The organism is Isoptericola jiangsuensis, from assembly GCF_002563715.1.
Lineage (GTDB): Bacteria > Actinomycetota > Actinomycetes > Actinomycetales > Cellulomonadaceae > Isoptericola > Isoptericola jiangsuensis.
Genome location: NZ_PDJJ01000001.1, coordinates 115,364 through 136,871, shown reverse-complemented (window position 1 = coordinate 136,871; position 21,508 = coordinate 115,364). Strand labels below are relative to the sequence as shown.

Genomic DNA, 21,508 nt, shown 5'->3' with positions numbered 1-21,508 from the left:
CCGTCAGGGCTCCGAACCCACGGCGCGACCTCCCAGGAGGTTGGTGGTGAAGCGCACGATGTCCTCGACGAGCCCTTGATGCGCCGACGAGTGGGGCACCTCCTGCTGGACGGCGTCGCGCACCTCGACCAGGACGTCACCGACGACGGCCACGCTGTCGCGGACCCCCCAGGAGGAGAGCTCGGCAACCAGGTGGTCCCGCGTGACCGCGGCGTGCCGGTAGACGCCGTCGACCGCGAGCGCGAGCTCGCCGTCGTTGGGCAGGTGGGTCTGCGGGACGACGTCGTAGGCGGGCGCGAGCTCGACGCTACCGTCGCGGCGGTGCACCAGTGCCAAGTTCTTGGCGTGCATGTCCAGGTTGCCGACCGCGACGGCGAGCACGGTCATGCGGGCCAGCCGGTCGAGCGCCTTCCGGTCGCCGAGCAGCGTGAGCTCCCGTGCGACGCGCGCCAACGATGCCTTCCCGCCGTAACGCTGGTACTTCTGGTCGCCCTGAAGGCCGAGCGCCTGGTTGAAGTCCTCCTGGTGAACGCGCCGCGGCATCGGGTCAGCACTGTCGACGTCGCGGTCGTACCGTTCGACCACGAGCGCCGGGACACCGTCGAACTCGCTGATCGTCGTGTCGAAGTCGGCCAGCTCGAGTCTCCTCGCCAGGCGGGCGCCGTACTCCTCGTCGTAGATGATCGACGGGTACTCGCGGGAGACCGGCTTGAGGATGTGCGTGGAGGGGTAGCCGTCGAGGGCCCGCGCCCACCCCTGGCTGGTGCGGGTCAGCACGATCTTGTCCTGGACGCCGGCCAACGACGTCTTTCCCCGGTCTGGCTTGTTCGCGAGCGGGAATGCGGTCACCTCGTCCAGCAGCTTCCCGACCCCCGCCTCGGTCAGCTGTTCGAGCGCAGGTGACCGAGGTTCGCCTGGCACGTCCGGGTCCCAGATCTGCAGGGCGCCGGCAACGTCACGCCCATAGGTGCGCAGCATCCCCAGGGCGTCATGCTGCGCGACACGGGCCTGCTGGGCGAGCCGGACGAGCATCTGCCCTTCGGGCAGGAGCTCACGGAAGAAGTTCTGGCGTCTGGCTCGCCGCGCCCGCGCCGGGACGGCTGCCAGCGGTACCGCCACGGACAGCACGAGACTGTCGAGGCCGAACACCTCGACCGCCTGGGGGGAGGCGACGAAGTCGAAGCCCTGACCTTGTCCGGTCAACGACCCGATCGTCGTCCCGTACAGCTCGACCGTCAGGTCACTCATCGTCGTGCCGCGGCTCGATCGTCGCCGAGAGCTCGGTGCCTGTCTCCCGCAGGACGGCGAACAGCCGCTCCGTGTAGATCGACGGCTTGCCGGCTTCGATCTCCCAGATGTAGCGCTGGGTCGTCCCGATGCGCGCGGCCAGCTCCCGTTGGCTCCATCCGTTGAGCAGCCTGGCCTGCTGCAGGATGCGCCCGAGCGACTCCGGCCCGGTGACCTTGCCCTGGTATGCCATGCGGGCCTCCTCCGACTACTTATCCGTAGTCATCCTGGTCGACTACGGATAAGTAGTCAAGGTCCTTGACTACTTTATCGACGTCACGCGAGAGCGCGGGTCGCACGGCTACCAAGCCCCGCCCCGGCGAGGGGTGTACCAGCAGTGCCTGTCGTGGACACCTGGTCCGGGGCGAACCTGGGGGCATGACCACGCGCCGGCGGCACCCCGCGAACGGCGCCCCGTCCTCGCGCGACCACAGCGCCCGGAACGACAAGGAGACGGCATGAGCACCCACGAGTTCGACCAGCCCTTCCCCCTCGGGGAGACGAACGACGCGTTCGCGCAGTACTTCGTCGGGCAGAGCTACCTCGCCCCGCTCGCGGGCGGCAGCGTCCCGGTGAGCAACGTGTCGTTCGAGCCGGGCTGCCGCAACAACTGGCACGTCCACCACGGCACCGACGGCGGTGGCGACCAGGTCCTGCTGTGCACGGCGGGCAGCGGCTGGTACCAGGCCGACGGCGAGGAGCCGGTCAGCCTGGAGCCGGGGTCGGTGGTCCGCGTGCCGGCCGGGACGAAGCACTGGCACGGCGCGAAGGCCGACTCGTGGTTCAGCCACCTCGCCTTCATCACCCCGGGCGGGGACGTCCGCAACGAGTGGCTCGAGCCGGTCGACGACGACGTGTACGGGAGCCTGCCGACCGCCGCCGACGACGCCTGACCGTTCCGGGACGCCCCCGGGTGGCCGGGACGTCCGCGAGCGGCGAGGCTGGTCCGGCAACCGCACCCGAAGGAGACGCCCATGACCGCCTCGACGCTCGCCGTCACCGGCGCGACCGGCCAGCTGGGCGGGATGGTGACCCGGGCGCTCGACGCGCGCGGGGTCCCGCACCGGTTGGTGGTCCGCGACCCGGCCAGCCCCCGGCTGCCCCAGCACCCGCACGTCGCCGACGTCCGGGCCGCCGAGTTCGGTGATCTCGACGCGGTCCGCGAGGCCCTGGCGGGCGTCGACGTCGTGCTGATGGTGTCGGCCTCGGAGAGCGCCGACCGGCTGGCGCAGCACCGCACGTTCGTCGACGGCGCGGCCGCCGCGGGCGTCGGGCACGTCGTCTACACGTCGTTCCTCGGTGCCGCCCCGGACGCCACGTTCACGCTGGCGCGCGACCACCACGCCACCGAGCAGCACCTGCGCGACTCGGGGATGGCGTGGACGTTCCTGCGGGACAGCTTCTACCTCGACTTCATCGAGGCGATGGTGGGCGACGACGGCGTCATCCGCGGTCCCGCCGGGGACGGGGCGTGCGCGTTCGTCACCCGGGCCGACGTGGCACGGGCGGCGACCGCCGTCCTCACGGACCCCGGCCCGCACGCGGGCCGGACCTACGACCTCACCGGCCCGGAGGCGCTGACGCTGGACGACGCCGCGTCCGTGCTGACGGCGGTGCGCGGGACCCCGGTGACCTACCACGACGAGACGCTCGCGGAGGCGTACGCGTCGCGTGCGCCGTACGGGGCGCCGGACTGGCAGGTCGACGCGTGGGTCAGCACGTACACCGCGATCGCGAGCGGTGTGATGGCGCAGGTCAGCGACGCCGTGGAGCACCTCACGGGGCGGGCGCCCACCGGTCTCGAGCAGTTCCTGCGGGACGCCCGGGCCTGACGCCTCGCCGCGGCCTGACGCACGCCGAGTCCGGACGGCGCGGCCCGAGGCTAGGCCGTGCTGCGGTCGAGGTCGTCGCTGCTCAGCGCGGGCGTCCCGAGCGGGGTGGGGGAGTCGCGGTGGGTGCGCAACCCGTCGAGCAGGAGCGTGACGTACCGCCGCCACAGGTCCGGGGCGACGTCGCGGCTGCGTTCGGTGACGGCGCCGAGCATGAGCTGGATGAGCGGGAAGTCCGTGGGGGCGATGTCGGTGCGCAGGTGCCCGGACTCCTGCGCCCGGGTGATGAGCGCCTCGACGGCGGGGGCGAGCCGGTCCCGCGCGGCGTCGAAGCCTGCGCCGGTGCCGCGCCCGCCCTCGAGCAGGATCTGCCGCAGGCCGCGGTTCTCGGCGAAGTCGGTGGTGGCCTCGAGGAAGAACTGCTCGAACGCGCCCCACGGGTCGTCGCTGGTCAGCGCCCGCTCCGCGACGTCCGCGACCCGGTCCACGGCGCCGGCCAGCACGGCCTCGACGAGCTCGGCGCGGTTGGCGAACCGGCGGTAGGCGGTCCCGACGCCGACCCCGGCGTGGTGGGCGACGTCGTCGAGCGTGACCTCGAGGCCACGGGTCGCGAACAGCTCGCGGGCGGACGCGACGAGGCGCTGCCGGTTGCGCTCGGCGTCGGCGCGCAGGGGTCGCGGCTCGGGCGCGGTGGACGTGCTCATGCCGACCATCCTACAAGCGGAGGTGACACCTCCGGTTAGTGCTACGCTCGGGATCAAGTGGAGAAGAGTTCTCGGCATAGATCGGAGTGACGGGATGACTGCACCGCGCGCCCTCGTCGTCGGGACCGGCATCGCCGGACTGGCCGCCGCGATGCGACTGCGGGAGATCGGCTGGGAACCACTGCTCGTGGAACGCGCACCCGGACGCCGGCCCGCGGGCTACTTCGTCGGACTGTTCGAGACCGGCCGCGCCACGGCACAACGCATGGGCGTCCTCGACGCCATCGGCAACCGGATCGACCCCGAGGGCGTGACGTACGACGTCGACCGCTCCGGCACCCGGCGCCGACCGAGCATGGGGTACGGCGACCTGCCCGGCGAACCCCGCCTCATCATGCGCGGCGACATCGAGGCCGCCCTCCACGCGCAGATCGGCGAGGACGTCGAGATCCGCTACGGCACCACCCCCGTCGCCGTCGACGAGCACCCCGACGGCGTCGACGTCACCCTCAGCACCGCCACCGGCGACCACGAGACCCGGACCACCGAACGCTTCGACCTCGTCGTCGGCGCCGACGGCCTGCGGTCGACCGTCCGACGCCTCGTGTTCGGCCCGGACTCCGAGCTGCTCCGGCCCCTGAACCACATCATCGCCGCCACCCTGCTCAAGGAACAGGTCCCCGGGTTCCGCACCGGCGACGGCCTCACCCTCGCCGAGGAGGGCCGCGCGGCCTGGGTCTTCCCGTTCGCCGACCACGCCCCCGGGCTGCTCCTCACCTACCGGACCGACGACGAGGACGCCCAGTTCCGCCGCCCGCCGCTCGAGTCGCTGCGCGCCGCCTTCGGACCCGAACCCGCCGGACCCGTCCTGGAGAACCTGCTCGGTCAGTTCGCCGACGTCGACGACACCCTCTTCGACTCCGTCCACCAGGTCGACATGCCGACCTGGCACTCCGACCGGGTCGTCCTCGTCGGCGACTCCGCCTGGTGCCTCACCCTCTACTCCGGGATGGGGGCGTCGCTCGGCCTCGCCGGCGCCGACCTCCTCGGCACCACCCTGGCCCGCAACCCCGGCAACCCCGCCCGCGCCCTGCGGGAGTGGGAGCAGCGCCTGCGACCGTTCGTCGCCGTGCAGCAGAAGTCCGGGCGCACCGACGGCCTCGCCATGTTCGTCCCGCAGAACCGCCGCGACCTCGCCCTGCGGGGCGTCATGTCCACGATGACGAGCAACCGGCTCACCAACAAGGCCATGCGGTCGTTCATCGCGAGCCGGTTCCGGGAGAAGTCCGTCGACGTCGCCGCGCCCTGACGTCGTCCGGGTCGCTCGGGGCCGGGCATCGCTCGCAGGTAGGAGCCCCTCGGGTACCCGTCGTCGTCCGCCGGCGGTGCCGACGCCACCGTGACGGCGTCGTCCGGTGCGCGCCTCACCGCGGGCCGGACTCGATCGCCGCCGAGCACTGGCGGCTGCACACCACGCGCACCGACGCGGAGCTCGTCATCAACGAAAGACAACCCCACCGCCCCGGGCGGGGCCACCGTGCCGGTCTCGTCGCGGCCCTCAGCGCGACGTGTCGTCCTCGGCGAGACGGGCACCCAGAGTCCGGGCGATCTGGCCGGCCGCGTCGACCTGCTCCGGGGTGAGGGCGTCGACGAACAGCTCGGCGACGGCCTGCAGGTGGGGCACCGAGGCGCGGCGGAAGACGGCGGCACCGTCGGCGGTCAGGTGGACGCAGGACCCCCAGCCGCCGCCGGCGGGGCCCTGGCGCTCGACGAGGCCGCGGCGCTCCATGCGCCCGACGTGGTGCGACAGCCGGCTGCGTTCCCAGCCGACGACGTCCGCGAGCTCGGAGGACCGCAGGTTGCGTTCGGGGGCCTCACGCAGGGCGAGCAGCACGGCGTAGTCCTGCATCGAGATCCCCGACTCGGCCTGCATCCGGGCGCCGAGGCGGGAGCGCAGCGCCTCGGTCGTCTCGATGAACGCGCGCCAGGCGGCCAGCTCCTGCGTCGTGGGCGCGCGTCGCGTCGTCGTCTCGGCCACGATGGCCCTCCTCGCTGGGTGTTGACATGTCCATCATGCCGGAGGCACTATTGACGCGTCAACTATTGACGTATCAACTCGGAGGACGAGAGATGAGCACCACCGTGGAGTTCGGCCTCGACTCGTTCGGCGACCGCCCCATGGCCGCCGACGGCACCCTGGTCTCGCACGCCGCCGCCATCCGGCAGGTCGTCGCGGAGGCCGTGCTGGCCGACCAGACCGGCGTCGACGTCATCGCGCTCGGCGAGCACCACCGCCCCGAGTACGCCATCTCCTCCCCGGACACCGTGCTGGCCGGGCTCGCCGGCGTCACCCGGGACATCCGGCTCGCCTCCGGCGTGACCGTCCTGTCCTCCGACGACCCCGTCCGCGTGTTCCAGCGGTTCGCCACCGTCGACGCCCTGTCGAACGGCCGCGCGGAGGTCATCCTCGGGCGCGGCTCGTTCACCGAGTCGTTCCCGCTGTTCGGCTACGACCTCGCCGACTACGACATCCTCTTCGAGGAGAAGATCCAGCTCTTCGCCGAGCTGCTCAAGGAACAGCCCGTCACCTGGGCCGGGACCACGCGCCCGGCGCTGACCGACGCCGACGTCTTCCCCAAGACGGAGTCCGGGCACCTGAACACGTGGGTCGGCGTCGGCGGCTCCCCGCAGTCCGTCGTCCGCGCCGCGCACTACGACCTCCCCCTCATGCTCGCGATCATCGGCGGCCAGCCCGCCCGGTTCGCCCCCTACGTCGACCTCTACCGACGCGCCGCCACGCAGCTCGGCACCACCGCCCACCCCGTCGGCATGCACTCCCCCGGCTTCATCGCCGACACCGACGACGAGGCCCGCGAGATCTACTGGCCCCACTACCGCACCCAGCGCGACCGCATCGGCGCGTCCCGCGGCTGGCCCCCGATCACCGAGGCGGAGTTCGACGCCGAGATCGCCGGCGGCTCCCTGTACGTCGGGTCGCCCGAGACCGTCGCCCGCAAGATCGCCGCCGCCGTGACAGCGCTCGACGTCGGCCGGTTCGACCTCATCTACACCACCGGCGCGCAGCCCGCCGACGCCCGGACGCGCAACGTCGAGCTCTACGGCACCAAGGTCGTCCCCATGGTCCGCGACCTGCTCGCCGACCGGCCCGAGGACCCCGCATGAGCACCGACACCGTCCAGACCATCGGCATCCTCGGCGCAGGCAAGGTCGGGACCGTGCTGGCCCGCCTCGCCGTCGCCGCCGGCTACCGCGTCCTCGTCGCAGGCTCCGGCGACCCGGCCCGGATCGCCCTGACCGTCGAGGTCCTCGCCCCCGGCGCCGAACCCGTCACCGCGACCGAGGCCGCCGCCAAGGCCGACGTCGTCGTCCTCGCCCTGCCGCTCGGCAAGCACCACACCGTCCCCGCCGACGCCCTGACCGGCAAGCTCGTCGTCGACGCCATGAACTACTGGTGGGAGATCGACGGGCACCGCGACGACCTCGCCCACCCCGCCACCTCCACCAGCGAGCTCGTCCAGGACTTCCTGGCCGGCGCGCGCGTCGTCAAAGCGTTCAATCACATGGGCTACCACGACCTCGACGAGGGCGCGCGACCTGCCGGTGACCCCCACCGCAAGGCGATCGCCGTCGCCGGGGACGAGCCGGACGACGTCGCCACCGTCGTCGCCGTCGTCGACCGCCTCGGGTTCGACCCCGTCGACATCGGCCCCCTCGCCGCGGGGCGCCACCTGGAGCCCGGGAACGCCGCGTTCGGGGCGAACGTCAGCGCGGAGGAGCTCCGCGACCTCGTCGTGGCCGCCCAGCGCTGACCCGCGCAGCGCCGAGCGCGACCGCTGACACCAGGCCGGATCTCTGACACGGTCGAAGACCGGCGGTGAAGCGACCCGCTCCCGCACCCACGACCGAACTGGGGCCCGCTCCATGCACCTGCTCACCGTGTTCGCCCACCCGGTGCCGACGTCCTACCCCCGCGCCGTCGTCGACGCGTTCCACCAGCCGGTCCACGCCGCGGGACACACCATCGACCTCCTGGACCTGCACGAGGAGGACTTCGACCCGCGCTTCGGCACCGCCGACCACGACCACTTCTGGGGCGGGCCTGCGCCGGCCGGGATCGCCGAGATGCACGCCCGCGTCGAGGCCGCCGACCGCCTCGCCTTCGTGTACCCGGTCTACTGGTGGGGCATGCCCGCCCTCATGAAGGGCTGGATCGAGCGCGTCTTCACCGGCGGCTGGGCCTACCAGTACGGAGCAGGCGTGCAGGACCGCGGTCGGGCGCCGGTGGCCTCGAAGCTCACCAACACGCCGACCCTGCTCCTCGGGCTCGCCGGCTCCACCGAGCGCACCTACGACCGCTACGGCTACCGCGAGGCCATGCAGACCCAGATCGACGTCGGCACCTTCGCCTACTGCGGCATCGACGACGTCGAGAGCCACCTGGTGTTCGACGTCGAAGGCACCGACAAGACCGAGAACCGGGACGCCGGGCTGCGCGAGGCCCAGGCGCTCGCGGCACGGTTCCTCGACCCCGACCGCACCCCGAACGCGGTACGTGAGCAGCACCTGCGCACTCGCGGCGAGGAAGTACGTCCGCGCCCTCACCCCTGACGCAACGGGACGAGCTCGCCTGGGCTACGTCCTGCGCGCGGGGCGCCGGGTCTCGTGGCGTCGAGGGCGGCGTGACCGGCGGCGACGCCCGCCTCACGCGGAGGGCACGCCGGGCGACACTCCTGCACTGGTAGGTTCCTGGGCACGTCCGCCTCGGAGGCGGATCCCCGCAGCTCGATGACGAACCAACAGAGGCGCGACCCGAGTGCGCGAAGTCGATCCGTCCAAGGATCCGACAGTGCCCCCAGAGCAACCTGTCTGGAGGAATTGGCAATGTTGGCTGCACGTCGACAACGACGCGTCAGACCTGCATGTCGACGAAACGCGAGTAGTGACCCTGGAACGCGACGGTGATGGTGTCGGTGGGACCGTTTCGGTGCTTGGCCACGATCAGGTCGGCCTCTCCAGCGCGAGGAGACTCCTTCTCATAAGCATCTTCTCGGTGCAAAAGAATGACCATGTCCGCGTCCTGCTCGATCGAGCCCGATTCACGAAGGTCCGACATCTGCGGCTTCTTGTCACCGCGCTGCTCGGGACCACGGTTCAGCTGCGACAGCGCGATGACGGGGACCTCGATCTCCTTCGCGAGAAGCTTGAGCGCGCGGGAGAACTCGGAGACCTCCTGCTGACGCGACTCGACCTTCTTGCCGGAGGACATCAGCTGGAGGTAGTCGATGACGACGAGCTGAAGGTCGTGCTTCTGCTTGAGTCGGCGGCACTTGGCGCGGATCTCGGTGAGCGACATGTTGGGCGAGTCGTCGATGAACATCGGCGCCTCGGACACCTTGCCCATGACACCGGCGAGCTTCTGCCAGTCGTCGTCACCCATGGAGCCGTTGCGGAGCTTCTGGAGGTGGACGCGCGCTTCGGCGGACAGGAGTCGCATCGTGATCTCGTTGCGGCTCATCTCCAGGGAGAAGACGACTGACGCCTTCTGGTGTTTAATAGAGGCAGCCCTGGCAATATCAATGGCCAATGTTGACTTGCCCATTGCGGGGCGCGCAGCGATGACGATCATCTGGCCGGGGTGGAGTCCGTTGGTGAGGCGGTCGAGGTCGGCGAACCCGGTGGGCACGCCGGTCATGCCTTCGCCGCGGTTCCCGGCGGCCTCGATCTCGTCCATGGTGCCGCCGATGATGTCGGCGAGCGGCATGTAGTCCTCGGTCGTCTTGCGCTCGGTGACGGCGTAGATCTCCGCCTGGGCGTTGTTGACGACGGCGTCGACGTCGCCGCCGTCGGTGGCGTACCCGAGCTGGACGATCTTGGTGCCGGCGGCCACGAGGCGGCGCAGCACGGCGCGCTCCTGCACGATGCGGGCGTAGTAGCCGGCGTTGGCGGCGGTGGGGACGCCCGCCATGAGGTCGTGGATGTAGGAGGCGCCGCCGATGCGGCCGATCTCGCCGCGCTTGGTGAGCTCGGCGACGACGGTGATGGCGTCGGCGGGCTCGCCACGGCCGTAGAGGTCGATGATCGCCTCGTAGACGGCCTCGTGCGCAGGGCGGTAGAAGTCGTTGCCGCGGATCTGCTCGACGACGTCCGCGATGGCGTCCTTGGACAGCAGCATGCCGCCCAGCACGCTCATCTCGGCATCGATGTCCTGCGGCGGGGTGCGGTCGAACGCGGCTCCGGACGACGAGCCGTAACCCGCCTCGAGCTCCTCGATCGACATGCTCTCCCCCTCGTCGGCACGTGCCGCACCCGACCCCGGCCGCGAGCCTGCGGCTCGCCGTCGTGATCTCGTTCTACCGTGCCCTACCGACACTCGGGACGACGCTAGGCGCGCCCGCGACCGTCTGCAACGGAGCCTGTGGACACAGGTGTGGAGAGGGGTGTGGAAGACTACCGACGCCCTGTGCACAGACGGTGGACAACCCTGTGCACACCTGGGGACATCTCCTGTGTACAACCCTCGGATCGCCTCTGACCTGCGCCTTCGCTGTTCGCAGGCTGTGGAGGAAAGAAAGGTGAGTGACGTGCGTCGGCTCGACCGCGACATCCTCGCCCTGGCCGTCCCGGCGCTCGGGGCGCTCGTCGCCGAGCCGATCTTCGTCCTCGTCGACACCGCCGTCGTCGGGCACCTGGGCACGGCCGAGCTCGCGGGTCTGTCGCTCGCCTCGACGCTGCTGCTCACGCTCGTGGGGCTGTGCGTGTTCCTCGCGTACGCGACCACGGCGGCCGTGGCGCGCCGCCTCGGGGCGGGGGCCGAGCGCGAGGCCCTCCAGTCGGGTGTGGACGGGCTGTGGCTGGCGCTGGGCCTCGGCGTCGTCCTCGCCGCGCTGCTCGCCGCCGTCGCGCCGTGGGCGGTGTCCGCGATGGGCGCCGACGGCGAGGTCGCCACGCACGCCGTCACCTACCTGCGCTGGTCCGCGCCCGGCCTGCCCGGCATGCTCCTCGTGCTGGCCGCCACGGGCGTGCTGCGCGGCCTCCAGGACACCCGCACCCCCCTGTGGGTGGCGTCCGGCGGCGCCGTCCTCAACGCCGTCGGCTCCGTGTCCCTCGTCTACGGCGCGGGCATGGGCATCGCCGGGTCCGCCCTCGCCACGACGACGGCGCAGCTCACCATGGCGGTCGTCCTCGGCGTCGTCGTGGTCCGCGGGGCCCGCCGCCGCGGCGCCTCCCTGCGCCCCCACCACGCCGGGATCTGGGCCAACGCCGTCACCGGCGCCCCCCTGCTCGTGCGCACCGTGTCCCTGCGGCTCGCCATCCTGCTCACCGTGTGGGTCGCCACCGGGCTCGGCGCCACCGCGCTCGCCGGTCACCAGGTCGTCAACAGCCTGTGGGGGCTCGCCGCGTTCGCGCTCGACGCCCTCGCCATCGCCGCGCAGGCCCTCGTCGGCCACGGCCTCGGCTCCGCCGACACCGACCGTGTCCGCGAGGTGCTGCGCCGCTGCCTCCAGTGGGGCGTCGGCGCGGGCGCCGTCATCGGCGTCATCCTCGCCGCCGGATCGTGGTGGATCGCGCCGCTGTTCAGCACCGACCCCGACGTGCGCGTCGCCATCACCGCCGGGCTCGTCGTCACCGGCGTCCTCATGCCCATGGCGGGCTGGGTGTTCGTCCTCGACGGCGTCCTCATCGGCGCCGGCGACGGCCGCTACCTCGCCTGGGCGGGCATGCTCACGCTCGTCGCCTACGCGCCCGTCGCGCTCGCCGTCCGCGCCCTCGCACCCGACGGCGCCGCCGGGCTCGCCTGGCTGTGGATCGCGTTCGCCGGCGTGTTCATGCTCGCCCGCGCCCTCACCACCGGCCTGCGCGCACGCGGCACGACCTGGATGGTGACGGGGGCCTAGCTCCGGCTCAGCGCTCGGTCTCGTGGTCGCGCTGAACCTGCACTCGCAAGCTCGCTCCGGTTCAGCGCTCCGAAGCGCCGATCATCGGGAGGCCGAACGCCAGACCGATCGCCAGGATGCCGCCGGTGAAGACGTACGGGGCGATGGCCGGGTCGGCGATCGCGCCGGTGCCGATGAGGACCAGGCCACCCACGAACAGGATCATCGAGACGATGACCCGCCCGAGCATGGCGCCGGGGGCGTCGTTCTTCGGGGCCGGGTTCACCTGGAAGTCGCTCATGGGGCCCAGCGTAGTCCCCGCTCAGGGCAGCCGGGGCCTGCGGACCGCCAGACCGGCCCGCGCCGGGTCGAGCTCCACCGGGCTCTCCAGCACCCCGGAGCCACGGCGCAGCGTCCCGTCGGTGAGCGGCATGCAGCGCACCCCGCCCCGGCCACGCAGGGCGTGGAACGCGCCCGGGGCCAGCACCCGGTCCATCCACGCGCACGGGTTCGCGGGCCGACCCACGCGCAGCGTCACCGACCCGTCACCGGTGCGCAGGGTGACGTCGTGCCCCACCAGCGGCCCCAGCTCCGCCCCGCGCAGCACCACGTTGCGACGCGGCGCCAACGGGTCGAACGGCCCGGCGTCGAGGTCGTGCGCCACACCCTCCAGCGCCTCCACGGCGAACAGCGTCACCGCGGCGTCCATGTGCGCGGCCTTGCCGAAGAACCGGTCCCCGACGATCCCCTTGCCCGCCACGACCCGCACCTCCTCGACGTCCGCCGTCGGCACGTCCGCGGCACCGTCGCGAGGCCGCCCGAAGTAGGCGTGCTCGGGCGAGACGAGGAGGTGCAGCACCTCGACGGGGTACTCGTGGACGCTCACCCCCGCAGTCTCCCCCACCCGCCGGCCGGCGTCTCCGGTCGCGAGAACCGTTGCCCCGCGCGACGGTGGTGACCCTGGACGTTCCTCCGCCCGACCGAGAGGCAGGACCCATGGACCACCGTCGTTCCGCACCCCGGACCCGTCCCGGCACGAGACGGCGCACCGGCCCCCGGCTGGTCGCCGCCGTCGCCGCGGCCACCCTCGCTGCCACCACCGCCGTCGCGACCACCGCGAGCGCCGGGCCGCCGTCGTCGTCGGGCGCCGAGAGCGCACGGCACGGCCGGTGGGACGACAAGGTCCCGACGGCGGTCGGGTACGGCGGGGCGGTCGCCACGGTGGACGCCGAGGCGAGCCGGGTGGGGCTGGACGTGCTGCGTCGTGGCGGGAACGCGGTGGACGCGGCGGTGGCGGCGGCGGCCGCGCTGGGGGTGACGGAGCCGTACAGCGCGGGGATCGGCGGTGGCGGGTTCTTCCTCCACTACGACGCCGCGACGGGCGAGGTGTCGACGATCGACGGGCGGGAGACGGCGCCGCTGGCGATGCCGCGCGACGCGTTCCTCGACCCGGCGACGGGTGCGCCGTACCGGTTCACACCGGAGCTGGTGACGAGCGGCGTGTCGGTGGGGACGCCGGGGACGGCGGCGACGTGGGAGACGGCGCTGGACGAGTGGGGCACGTGGTCGCTGGCCAGGGCGCTGCGGCCGGCGACGACGCTCGCGCAGCGGGGCTTCGTCGTCGACGCGACGTTCCGGCAGCAGACGCTGGACAACGCGGCACGGTTCGCGGCGTTCCCCGCGACGGCGGACCTGTTCCTGCCGGGCGGCGACGCGCCGCAGGTGGGCAGCCGGTTCCGCAACCCGGACCTGGCGCGCACGTACGCGCTGCTCGCGAAGCGCGGCACGGACGCGTTCTACACAGGGCCCTTGGCGGCCGAGATGGTGTCGGCCGTGCAGGAGCCGGTGACCGACCCCGCGACGACGCTCCCCGTGCCGCCCGGCTACCTCGCGCTGGAGGACCTCGCCGCCTACGAGGCGAGGGTGCAGGCCCCGACGGTGTCGGACTACCGGGAGTACGACGTGTACGGGATGGCGCCGCCGTCGTCCGGCGGCTCGACGGTGGGTGAGGCGCTGAACATCCTGGAGACGTTCGACCTGGCGTCGATGTCGGACGTCGACTACCTGCACCACTACCTGGAGGCGTCCGCCCTGGCGTTCGCCGACCGTGGCGCCTACCTCGGTGACGCGGCGTTCGTCGACGTCCCGCTCGACACCCTGCTGTCCGACGACTTCGCGGCCGAGCGGGCGTGCCTCGTCGACCCGACGGCGGCGGCCGCCAAGCCGGTGCCGCCGGGCGACGTCGACGCCGACGACTCCGCGTGCGGCGAGACGATCGCGCCCGAGCGGGACGACACCGAGAACGTGTCGACGACCAACCTGACGGTCGTGGACCGGTGGGGGAACGTCGTCGAGTACACGCTGACCATCGAGCAGACCGGCGGTTCCGGGATGGTCGTGCCGGGCCGCGGGTTCCTCCTCAACAACGAGCTCACCGACTTCTCGCTCGTGTGGGACGCCGAGGACCCGAACCGGATCGAGCCCGGCAAGCGGCCCCGCTCGTCCATGGCGCCCACCCTCGTGACGCGGGACGGCGACCCCGTCCTCGCCCTCGGCTCCCCCGGCGGGTCGACCATCATCACGACGGTCCTGCAGACCCTCACCAACCATCTCGACCGGGGGATGCCGATCGACCTGGCCCTCGCTGCACCCCGCGCGACCCAGCGCAACACGGCGAACGTCATCGCCGAGCCCGAGTTCATCGCGGCGTACGGGCCGGCGCTGGAGACGTACGGGCACACGCTGGTGGCGTCCGGCGACCAGTTCACGTCCGCCGCCGAGATCGGCGCGGCCACCGCCGTGCAGATCAGTGACGACGGACTCCTCACCGCCGTGTCCGAGCCCCGACGACGCGGCGGCGGCGCCGCCATGGTGCTCCGGCCCGTCCGTCACTGACGCCGCAGGCGGGGGCGGGGACGGTCCGCTAGGTTCACGACGTGCCCGGCACCGGCCCCTCCCCCGCCCTGCGACGCGTCCTCGTCGCCGGGACGTCCGGCGCGGGCAAGAGCACCCTCGCCCGGCGCATCGGCGCCGCCCTCGACGTGCCGTACACCGAGATCGACGCCCTGCACCACGGCCCCCGCTGGACGCCACGACCCGAGTTCCTCGACGACGTCACCGAGCTCGCCGCGTCCGACGCCTGGGTCACCGAGTGGCTCTACCCACCCGCCCGGCCCGTGCTGCTCGCCCGCGCCCAGGCCGTGGTGTGGCTCGACCTGCCGACACCCGTCGTCATGACGCAGGTGGTGCGCCGCACCGTCCTCCGCAGCCTGCGCGGCACCGAGCTGTGGGCGGGCAACCGCGAGGCGCCCCTGTGGACGTTCTTCACCGAGCGCAACCACATCGTGCGGTGGGCGTGGCGCACCCGGCACGACACCGCAGCCCGTGTCGCCGCGTTCCCGCAGGACGCGCCGCACGTCGTCGTCGTACGGCTGCGCAGCCACCGCGAGGCCGAGCGGTGGCTCGCCGGGCTGGCCCGCTGACCTCCCACGGGACGTCGTCGAGCGGTAGCGTCGCGCCGTGCGCCACGACCGCCCACGCACCCACCACCTCGGGCCCGACGGCCCGCGAGCGCGTCGCGTCCTCGTCGCCGGCACCGCCGGGGCGGGCAAGACCACCCTGGCCCGGCACCTCGGACGGCTCCTGGACCTGCCCCACGTCGAGCTCGACGGCCTGTTCCACGGCCCCGGCTGGGTGCCACGCCCCGAGTTCATGGACGAGGTGCGGTCGCTGGCCGCGTCCGACGCGTGGGTGACGGAGTGGCAGTACCAGCCGGCCCGTCCGATCCTGCTCCGTCGCGCCGAGCTGCTCGTGTGGCTCGACCTCCCCGTCCACGTCGTCATGCGACAGGTGCTGCGACGCACGATCTCCCGACGGATCCACCGCACCGTCCTGTGGAACGGGAACGTCGAACCGCCGCTGTGGACGATCCTGCGGGACGAGGAGCACGTCGTGCGCTGGGCGTGGACCACCCGCCACAAGTTCGACCGCCTCGACGAACGGCTCGCCGACGACGCACCTCACGTCACGGTGGTGCGGCTGCGCAGCCGTCGCGAGGCCGACCGCTGGCTCGCCGGGCTGGCCGCCCGCTGACCGCGCTGCGACCTCGTCTTCGTGCGCTGAGTCGCGGGAACCTGCGCTGACTCGCGGGAACCTGCGCTGACTCGCGGGGAGGTGCGCCGGGTCGCCGGGTCAGCCGGCGGGGGTGAGCTGCGGGGCGAGGGCCTCGACGATGCGGACGTCGCCGTCGAGCCAGTCGACCGTCCACAGGGTGTCGGGCGTGAGCCACTCCAGGGCGTCGTGCTCGACGAGCGGCACGGGCTCGCCCTGGTCGACGGTGGCGAACCAGAGGCGCAGGACGTGGCGGTCGGTGATGATCCAGCCGCCGTCGTCGGGCCCGACGATCTCGTCGCCGAGCGTGATGGTGACGCCGAGCTCCTCGCGGATCTCGCGGTGCACGGCGTCGACGGGCGCCTCCCCCGGCTCGGCCTTGCCGCCGGGGAACTCCCAGCGGCCGGCGAGCTCGACGGGGCGGGACCGGCGGGCGGCGAGCAGTCGCGTCGGGCGGTCCAGCGAGTCGACGATCGCCGTGGCGACCACGAGGCGTCGGGTCATGGGCGCGATTCTGCCATCGGTCAGGTTTCGCGCCCGTTTCCGTCCGGGGACGACACGAGCCCCGCCACCGACATCCCCCGAGTGGTGGCGGGGCTCGTGACCGTGACTCGGATCAGAACTGGCGGATCCCCGCTTCCTCGGCCCAGGCGACCGCGTCGGCGCGGGTGGAGACCCCGAGCTTGCGGTAGACGCTGCGCACCTGCGACTTCACCGTGTTCCGCGTGACGAAGAGGCGGCTGGCGATCTGCTCGAGGGTCACGTCCTCGGAGAGGTTCGACAGCACGACCTGCTCGCGGCGGGTCAGACCGGGGTTGGTGTACGTCCGGTCGAGCTCGATAGCACTCATCGTTCTTTCCTCCATTGACAGCCGCCGACCTTTCGTGGTCGACCTGGGGATCTGCCGTCACGTGGAGAGAGTGTGATGACCGCCATTCATGACGCGGATCACGTCCGCGAGTTTGCGCAACCGGAGGCCCCACGAGGCTCCCGGCCGGGCCCGGACGCGCCGCGACCCGCCATCGTCGCAGGTCAGCGGGCTGACTGCGTCGTTGCCGGGTCGGGCCACAAATTACATCACGATCTGGTCACGACTGCTCAGGCGGTGTGCTGGGCGTACTCCTCGGCGCTCAGGAGCTGCCCCTCGGCCGACACCTCGACCTTGAACAGCCAGCCCGCGCCGAACGGGTCCGCGTTGACGACGGCGGGGTCGTCCACGGCCGCGGTGTTGACCTCGACGACCGTGCCGGACACCGGGGAGTACAGCTCCGAGACGGACTTGGTGGACTCGATCTCGCCGACGACGGTGCCGGCCTCGATCGTGGCGCCCACCTCGGGCAGCTCCAGGTAGACGACGTCGCCGAGCGCGTCGGCGGCCACCGACGTCACGCCCACGGTGGCGGGCGACGCGTCGTCGATCCACTCGTGCTCGACGGAGTAGCGCAGGTTCGCGGGGAAGTCGGCCATGATCAAGCTCCTCTACGGGAAAGTACGGGGGTCAGGGACGTGGCTCAGCCACGACGGTAGAACGGCAGGGCGACGACGACGAACGGTTCGGCCCGCCCGCGCACGTCGACGGCCAGCTCGGTGCCCTCGGCGGACACCTCGGGCGTCACGTACGCCATCGCGACCGGGCTGCCGAGGGTGGGCGACGGCGCGCCCGACGTGACGGTGCCGACCTGCGGGCCCGGGGCGCCGTCGGCGCCCGGACGCACCACGGGGTAGCCGGCACGGGCCGGGCGCCGCCCGGTCCCCCGCAGACCCACGAGCACCCGGGCGGGCGCGCTGTCCTTGCGCGCGGCCAGGGCCTCGCGGCCCACGAAGTCCACCGGGGTGCCGTCCTCGGACGTCTTGTCGAGGCGCACGACGCGCCCCAGCCCCGCCTCGAACGGCGTCGTCGTGGTGTCCAGCTCGTGCCCGTACAGCGGCATGCCGGCCTCGAGCCGCAGCGAGTCGCGGGCCGACAGCCCTGCCGGGACCAGGCCGTACGGCTCCCCCGCGGCGAGGAGCGCGCGCCACAGCGCGACGGCGTGCGGCACGTCGACCCACACCTCGAACCCGTCCTCGCCGGTGTAGCCGGTGCGGCCGACCAGCACGGTCTCGTCGCCGAACCGCATGCCCAGGCAGGCGTAGTAGCGCAGGTCGTCCAGCGCGGTGCCGCCGGAGATCTCGGCGTCCTCGGTGAGGACCTCGCGCAGGATCTCCTCCGCCCGCGGGCCCTGCACGGCGATCAGGGCCTGGTTCGCGGACACGTCGCGGACCTGCGCGTCGAACCCGGCGGCGCGCTCCAGCAGCGCCACCAGCACCGTCGCGGCGTTCGCCGCGTTCGCGACGACGAAGTACTCCCCCGGCGCGACGTGGTAGACGATGAGGTCGTCCAGCACTCCCCCGTCGGGCGCGCAGATCATCGTGTAGCGGGCGCGCATGACGGCCAGCCCGGACAGGTTGCCGATCAGCGCGTGGTCGAGGAACGCCCCGGCATCGGGTCCGGTGACGGAGATGCCGCCCATGTGCGACAGGTCGAACAGGCCGGCGGCCCCGCGGACCGCCTTGTGCTCGGCGAGGTCGGACGTGTAGCGCAGCGGCATGAGCCACCCGCCGAACTCGGTGAGGTTGGCCCCGAGCGCGACGTGCTCGTCGTGCAGGGGGGACAGGGTCGCCGCCGCGGTCGCGGCCTCGGGCACGGTCTCAGGCATGACGGGTCCTCAGTTCTCGGCGTAGGCCGCGACGGGCGGGCAGGAGCACTGCAGGTTGCGGTCGCCGTGGGCCTGGTCGATGCGGCGCACCGGCGGCCAGTACTTGGCGTCCCGCAGGCGAGCGACGGGGAACGCCGCCTCCTCGCGGCTGTACGGGCGGTCCCAGGTGTCCGTGAGGACGGACGCCGCAGTGTGCGGCGCCTGGCGCAGCGGGGAGTCGGCGACGTCCCAGCGGCCCGCGGCGACGGCGTCGATCTCGCCGCGGATGTGCACCATCGCCTCGACGAACCGCTCCAGCTCGGCGAGGTCCTCCGACTCGGTGGGCTCGACCATGAGGGTGCCGGCGACGGGGAACGCCATCGTCGGGGCGTGGAACCCGAAGTCGACGAGCCGCTTGGCGACGTCGTCGACGGTCACGCCGGTCTCGGCGGTGATGGCGCGCAGGTCGAGGATGCACTCGTGGGCGACCAGCCCGGCGTGACCCGTGTAGAGGACGGGGTAGTGCGGGGCGAGGCGCTGCGCGACGTAGTTCGCGGCGAGGACGGCGTGCTGGGTGGCGCGCACGAGTCCGTCAGGGCCCATGAGGGCGAGGTAGGCGTACGAGATCGGCAGGATGCCGGCCGACCCGTGCGGCGCGGCCGAGACGGCCGTCACGGCGGACTCCGCGGCCTTCGCGCCCGGCGTCGGGTCGCCGGGCAGGAACGGCACCAGGTGCTCGGCCACCGCGACCGGGCCGACGCCGGGGCCGCCGCCGCCGTGCGGGATGCAGAACGTCTTGTGCAGGTTGAGGTGCGAGACGTCGCCGCCGAACTCGCCCGGCCGGGCGAGCCCGACCAGCGCGTTGAGGTTCGCGCCGTCGATGTACACCTGACCACCCTCGTCATGTACAGCGCCGCAGACCTCGCGCACGTGGTCCTCGAACACGCCGTGCGTGGACGGGTAGGTGATCATGATCGCCGCGACGCGGCCGGCGTGCTGCGCGATCTTCGCGTGCAGGTCGGCGAGCTCGATCTCGCCGTCCTCGGCGGTCGCCACGACCACGGCGCGCAGGCCCGCGAGCGTCGCCGAGGCGGCGTTGGTGCCGTGCGCGGAGGCGGGGATGAGGACGACGTCGCGCTGCGCCTCGCCGCGCGAGGCGTGGTAGGCGCGGATCGCGAGCAGGCCCGCGAGCTCGCCCTGCGAACCGGCGTTGGGCTGCACGGACACCGCCGCGTACCCGGTGATCTCGGCGAGCTGGTCCTGGAGCGTCCCCACGAGCTCCGCGTAGCCCAGCGCCTGGTCGGCCGGCACGTAGGGGTGCAGGTCCGCGAACTCCGGCCAGCTGATCGGCTCCATCTCGGCCGTCGCGTTGAGCTTCATCGTGCACGAGCCGAGCGGGATCATCGTGCGGTCCAGCGCGAGGTCCTTGTCGCTCAGGGCGCGCAGGTAGCGCAGCATCGCCGTCTCGGAGCGGTGCCGGTGGAAGACGGGGTGCTCGAGGTACCCGGTGGTGCGCAGCAGGGCGTCGCCGAGCCCGAGGTCCTCGCCCGCGTCGGCGGGCGCCGCGCCGAACAGCGCGAGGACGGCCGCGACGTCGTCGCTGGTCGTGGTCTCGTCGCACGCGATCTGTACATGATCGGCGTCCGCGACGTACAGGTTGTAGCCCGCCTCGACGGCGGCCGAGCCGATCGCCTCCGCACGCCCCGGCACGGACACCCGCACCGTGTCGAAGAACGACTCGTGCACCACCGCGACCCCGGCGGCGCGCAGGCCCGCGGCCAGCGCCACGGCCCGGCCGTGCACCCGCTCGCCGATCGCCCGCAGCCCCTGCGGCCCGTGGTAGACGGCGTACATCGACGCCACGTTCGCCAGCAGGGCCTGCGCGGTGCAGATGTTCGACGTCGCCTTCTCGCGGCGGATGTGCTGCTCGCGCGTCGACAGCGCGAGGCGGTAGGCCACCGCGCCGTCCGCGTCCACCGAGACGCCCACCAGTCGGCCCGGGAGCTGCCGCTCCAGGCCCTTGCGCACCGAGATGTACGCCGCGTGCGGCCCGCCGTAGAACAGGGGCACGCCGAACCGCTGCGCCGACCCCACCGCGACGTCCGCGCCGAGCTCGCCGGGCGACGTCGTCAGGGTCAGCGCCAGCAGGTCCGTCACGACCGTGACCAGCGCGCCCCGCTCCTTGGCCTCCGCGACCACGCCGCGCAGGTCCAGCACCCGGCCCGACGCGCCGCTCTGCTGCACGACCACGCCCACCAGGTCGCCCCCGGGCAGCGGGCCCGCCGCCGCGAGACCGGCCTCCAGGCCGTCGGACAGGTCCGCGACCACGACGGGCAGCCCCACCGCGTCGGCGCGCCCGCGGGTCACCGCGAGCGACTGCGCGAACAGGTCGGCGTCCAGGACGACGTACCCCTCCTTGGCCCGCGACGCCCGCCACATCAGCGCGACGGCCTCCGCGACCGCCGTGGCCTCGTCCAGCAGCGACGCGCCCGCGATCTCCAGGCCCGTCAGGTCCTCGACCATCTGCTGGAAGTTCAGCAACGCCTCCAGGCGCCCCTGCGAGATCTCCGGCTGGTACGGCGTGTACGCCGTGTACCAGGCGGGGGACTCCAGCAGGTTGCGGCGGATCACGGCAGGGGTGACCGCGGGGTAGTAGCCCTGCCCGATCATCTGCCGCTTGACCTGGTTCCGGCCCGCGATCTCGCGCAGGTGCGCGAGCACCTCGGTCTCCGTGCGCGCGGCCGGGAGGTCCAGGGCGGCGGGCTGACGGATCGACGCCGGGACGGCCGCGTCGACGAGCGCGTCGAGGTCCGCGTAGCCGAGGGCGGCCAGCATCGTCGCGGTCTCGTCGGCGCGCGGGCCGAGGTGCCGGTCGGCGAACAGGTCCGGGTCGGCGGGGGAGTGGGACACAGGGCGCTCCAGGGTCGGTCGACGTGGCCCTCCCCGCTCTGTCATGGGACCTGAGAGTTTGGCCGGTCGCGTCGGCGTCCGGCTTGCCCCGTCGGTGG

Annotated in this window: 22 protein-coding genes; 10 read left to right on the top strand and 12 right to left on the bottom strand. The window is 72.9% G+C overall.

Annotated features, from left to right (window positions below; genetic code table 11):
- Positions 1-3 precede the first annotated feature (3 nt).
- Positions 4-1,248 (bottom strand): type II toxin-antitoxin system HipA family toxin, encoded by a 1,245-nt coding sequence (locus tag ATJ88_RS00610; RefSeq protein WP_098461982.1) that lies wholly within the window; start codon positions 1,246-1,248, stop codon positions 4-6.
- Positions 1,241-1,480, bottom strand: coding sequence for a helix-turn-helix domain-containing protein (locus ATJ88_RS00605; RefSeq protein ID WP_098461980.1), 240 nt, complete (start codon positions 1,478-1,480; stop codon positions 1,241-1,243). Before ATJ88_RS00605 ends, ATJ88_RS00610 begins: the two co-directional genes overlap by 8 nt.
- 265 nt (positions 1,481-1,745) lie before the next feature.
- Between ATJ88_RS00605 and ATJ88_RS00600 the strand changes: the two genes are divergently transcribed.
- Together ATJ88_RS00600 and ATJ88_RS00595 are read left to right on the top strand one after the other, a co-directional pair.
- Positions 1,746-2,180 (top strand): cupin domain-containing protein, encoded by a 435-nt coding sequence (locus tag ATJ88_RS00600; protein WP_098461978.1) that lies wholly within the window; start codon positions 1,746-1,748, stop codon positions 2,178-2,180.
- Positions 2,181-2,261: 81 nt separating this feature from the next.
- A complete protein-coding gene (locus tag ATJ88_RS00595) occupies positions 2,262-3,119 on the top strand; it encodes an SDR family oxidoreductase (RefSeq protein ID WP_098461977.1) in 858 nt (285 codons plus the stop codon).
- Between the two features lie 50 nt (positions 3,120-3,169).
- Here ATJ88_RS00595 and ATJ88_RS00590 read toward each other — a convergent pair whose 3' ends face one another.
- On the bottom strand, positions 3,170-3,820 hold the full coding sequence (locus ATJ88_RS00590; RefSeq protein ID WP_211287430.1) for a TetR/AcrR family transcriptional regulator: 651 nt from the start codon (positions 3,818-3,820) through the stop codon (positions 3,170-3,172).
- A 94-nt stretch (positions 3,821-3,914) separates the two neighbouring features.
- Between ATJ88_RS00590 and ATJ88_RS00585 the strand changes: the two genes are divergently transcribed.
- Positions 3,915-5,129, top strand: coding sequence for an FAD-dependent monooxygenase (locus ATJ88_RS00585; RefSeq protein WP_098461974.1), 1,215 nt, complete (start codon positions 3,915-3,917; stop codon positions 5,127-5,129).
- 249 nt (positions 5,130-5,378) lie between these two features.
- On the opposite strand, the gene ATJ88_RS00580 is transcribed toward ATJ88_RS00585, so the two are convergent.
- Positions 5,379-5,858 carry a MarR family winged helix-turn-helix transcriptional regulator gene (locus ATJ88_RS00580; protein WP_245852028.1) on the bottom strand — a complete coding sequence of 160 codons (480 nt, stop codon included), beginning with the start codon at positions 5,856-5,858 and terminating at the stop codon, positions 5,379-5,381.
- Between the two features lie 92 nt (positions 5,859-5,950).
- Between ATJ88_RS00580 and ATJ88_RS00575 the strand changes: the two genes are divergently transcribed.
- From ATJ88_RS00575 to ATJ88_RS00565, 3 genes are all read left to right on the top strand, one after another.
- On the top strand, positions 5,951-7,003 hold the full coding sequence (locus ATJ88_RS00575; RefSeq protein WP_098461972.1) for an LLM class flavin-dependent oxidoreductase: 1,053 nt from the start codon (positions 5,951-5,953) through the stop codon (positions 7,001-7,003).
- Positions 7,000-7,650, top strand: a complete 651-nt coding sequence (locus ATJ88_RS00570; protein ID WP_098461971.1) for an NADPH-dependent F420 reductase — start codon at positions 7,000-7,002, stop codon at positions 7,648-7,650. Before ATJ88_RS00575 ends, ATJ88_RS00570 begins: the two co-directional genes overlap by 4 nt.
- Positions 7,651-7,762: 112 nt before the next feature.
- Entirely contained in the window at positions 7,763-8,449 is a 687-nt protein-coding gene (locus tag ATJ88_RS00565; RefSeq protein ID WP_098461969.1) for an NAD(P)H-dependent oxidoreductase, read from the top strand.
- A 301-nt stretch (positions 8,450-8,750) separates the two neighbouring features.
- Here ATJ88_RS00565 and dnaB read toward each other — a convergent pair whose 3' ends face one another.
- Positions 8,751-10,118 carry a replicative DNA helicase gene (gene dnaB / locus ATJ88_RS00560; RefSeq protein WP_098461968.1) on the bottom strand — a complete coding sequence of 456 codons (1,368 nt, stop codon included), beginning with the start codon at positions 10,116-10,118 and terminating at the stop codon, positions 8,751-8,753.
- Positions 10,119-10,422: 304 nt separating this feature from the next.
- Here dnaB and ATJ88_RS00555 point away from each other — a divergent pair, with 304 nt between their 5' ends.
- Entirely contained in the window at positions 10,423-11,736 is a 1,314-nt protein-coding gene (locus ATJ88_RS00555; protein ID WP_245852027.1) for an MATE family efflux transporter, read from the top strand.
- Positions 11,737-11,797: 61 nt separating this feature from the next.
- Here ATJ88_RS00555 and ATJ88_RS00550 read toward each other — a convergent pair whose 3' ends face one another.
- Positions 11,798-12,016, bottom strand: a complete 219-nt coding sequence (locus ATJ88_RS00550; protein ID WP_098461964.1) for a hypothetical protein — start codon at positions 12,014-12,016, stop codon at positions 11,798-11,800.
- Positions 12,017-12,037: 21 nt separating this feature from the next.
- Entirely contained in the window at positions 12,038-12,601 is a 564-nt protein-coding gene (locus ATJ88_RS00545; protein WP_098461963.1) for an MOSC domain-containing protein, read from the bottom strand.
- A gap of 110 nt (positions 12,602-12,711) precedes the next feature.
- Between ATJ88_RS00545 and ggt the strand changes: the two genes are divergently transcribed.
- From ggt to ATJ88_RS00530, 3 genes are read left to right on the top strand one after another with little or no spacing between them, the layout of a single operon-like run.
- Positions 12,712-14,610, top strand: coding sequence for a gamma-glutamyltransferase (ggt, locus tag ATJ88_RS00540; RefSeq protein ID WP_098461961.1), 1,899 nt, complete (start codon positions 12,712-12,714; stop codon positions 14,608-14,610).
- Positions 14,611-14,651: 41 nt separating this feature from the next.
- Complete coding sequence (locus ATJ88_RS00535) at positions 14,652-15,197, top strand: P-loop NTPase family protein (protein ID WP_098461960.1); 546 nt, start codon at positions 14,652-14,654, stop codon at positions 15,195-15,197.
- A 37-nt stretch (positions 15,198-15,234) separates the two neighbouring features.
- Complete coding sequence (locus tag ATJ88_RS00530; protein WP_098461958.1) at positions 15,235-15,807, top strand: P-loop NTPase family protein; 573 nt, start codon at positions 15,235-15,237, stop codon at positions 15,805-15,807.
- A gap of 99 nt (positions 15,808-15,906) precedes the next feature.
- Here ATJ88_RS00530 and ATJ88_RS00525 read toward each other — a convergent pair whose 3' ends face one another.
- From ATJ88_RS00525 to gcvP, 5 genes are all read right to left on the bottom strand, one after another.
- Positions 15,907-16,329, bottom strand: coding sequence for a (deoxy)nucleoside triphosphate pyrophosphohydrolase (locus ATJ88_RS00525; protein WP_098461957.1), 423 nt, complete (start codon positions 16,327-16,329; stop codon positions 15,907-15,909).
- A gap of 112 nt (positions 16,330-16,441) precedes the next feature.
- The gene (locus tag ATJ88_RS00520; protein ID WP_098461955.1) at positions 16,442-16,675 is read right to left on the bottom strand and encodes a helix-turn-helix domain-containing protein; all 234 of its coding nucleotides are present in this window, start codon (positions 16,673-16,675) and stop codon (positions 16,442-16,444) included.
- 248 nt (positions 16,676-16,923) lie between these two features.
- The gene (gene gcvH, locus ATJ88_RS00515) at positions 16,924-17,292 is read right to left on the bottom strand and encodes a glycine cleavage system protein GcvH (RefSeq protein WP_098461954.1); all 369 of its coding nucleotides are present in this window, start codon (positions 17,290-17,292) and stop codon (positions 16,924-16,926) included.
- A gap of 44 nt (positions 17,293-17,336) precedes the next feature.
- Positions 17,337-18,521 carry a glycine cleavage system aminomethyltransferase GcvT gene (gene gcvT, locus ATJ88_RS00510; RefSeq protein ID WP_098461952.1) on the bottom strand — a complete coding sequence of 395 codons (1,185 nt, stop codon included), beginning with the start codon at positions 18,519-18,521 and terminating at the stop codon, positions 17,337-17,339.
- A gap of 9 nt (positions 18,522-18,530) precedes the next feature.
- Positions 18,531-21,455: an aminomethyl-transferring glycine dehydrogenase gene (gene gcvP, locus ATJ88_RS00505; RefSeq protein ID WP_098461951.1), complete on the bottom strand. Its 2,925-nt coding sequence runs from the start codon at positions 21,453-21,455 to the stop codon at positions 18,531-18,533.
- Between the last annotated feature and the right edge of the window lie 53 nt (positions 21,456-21,508).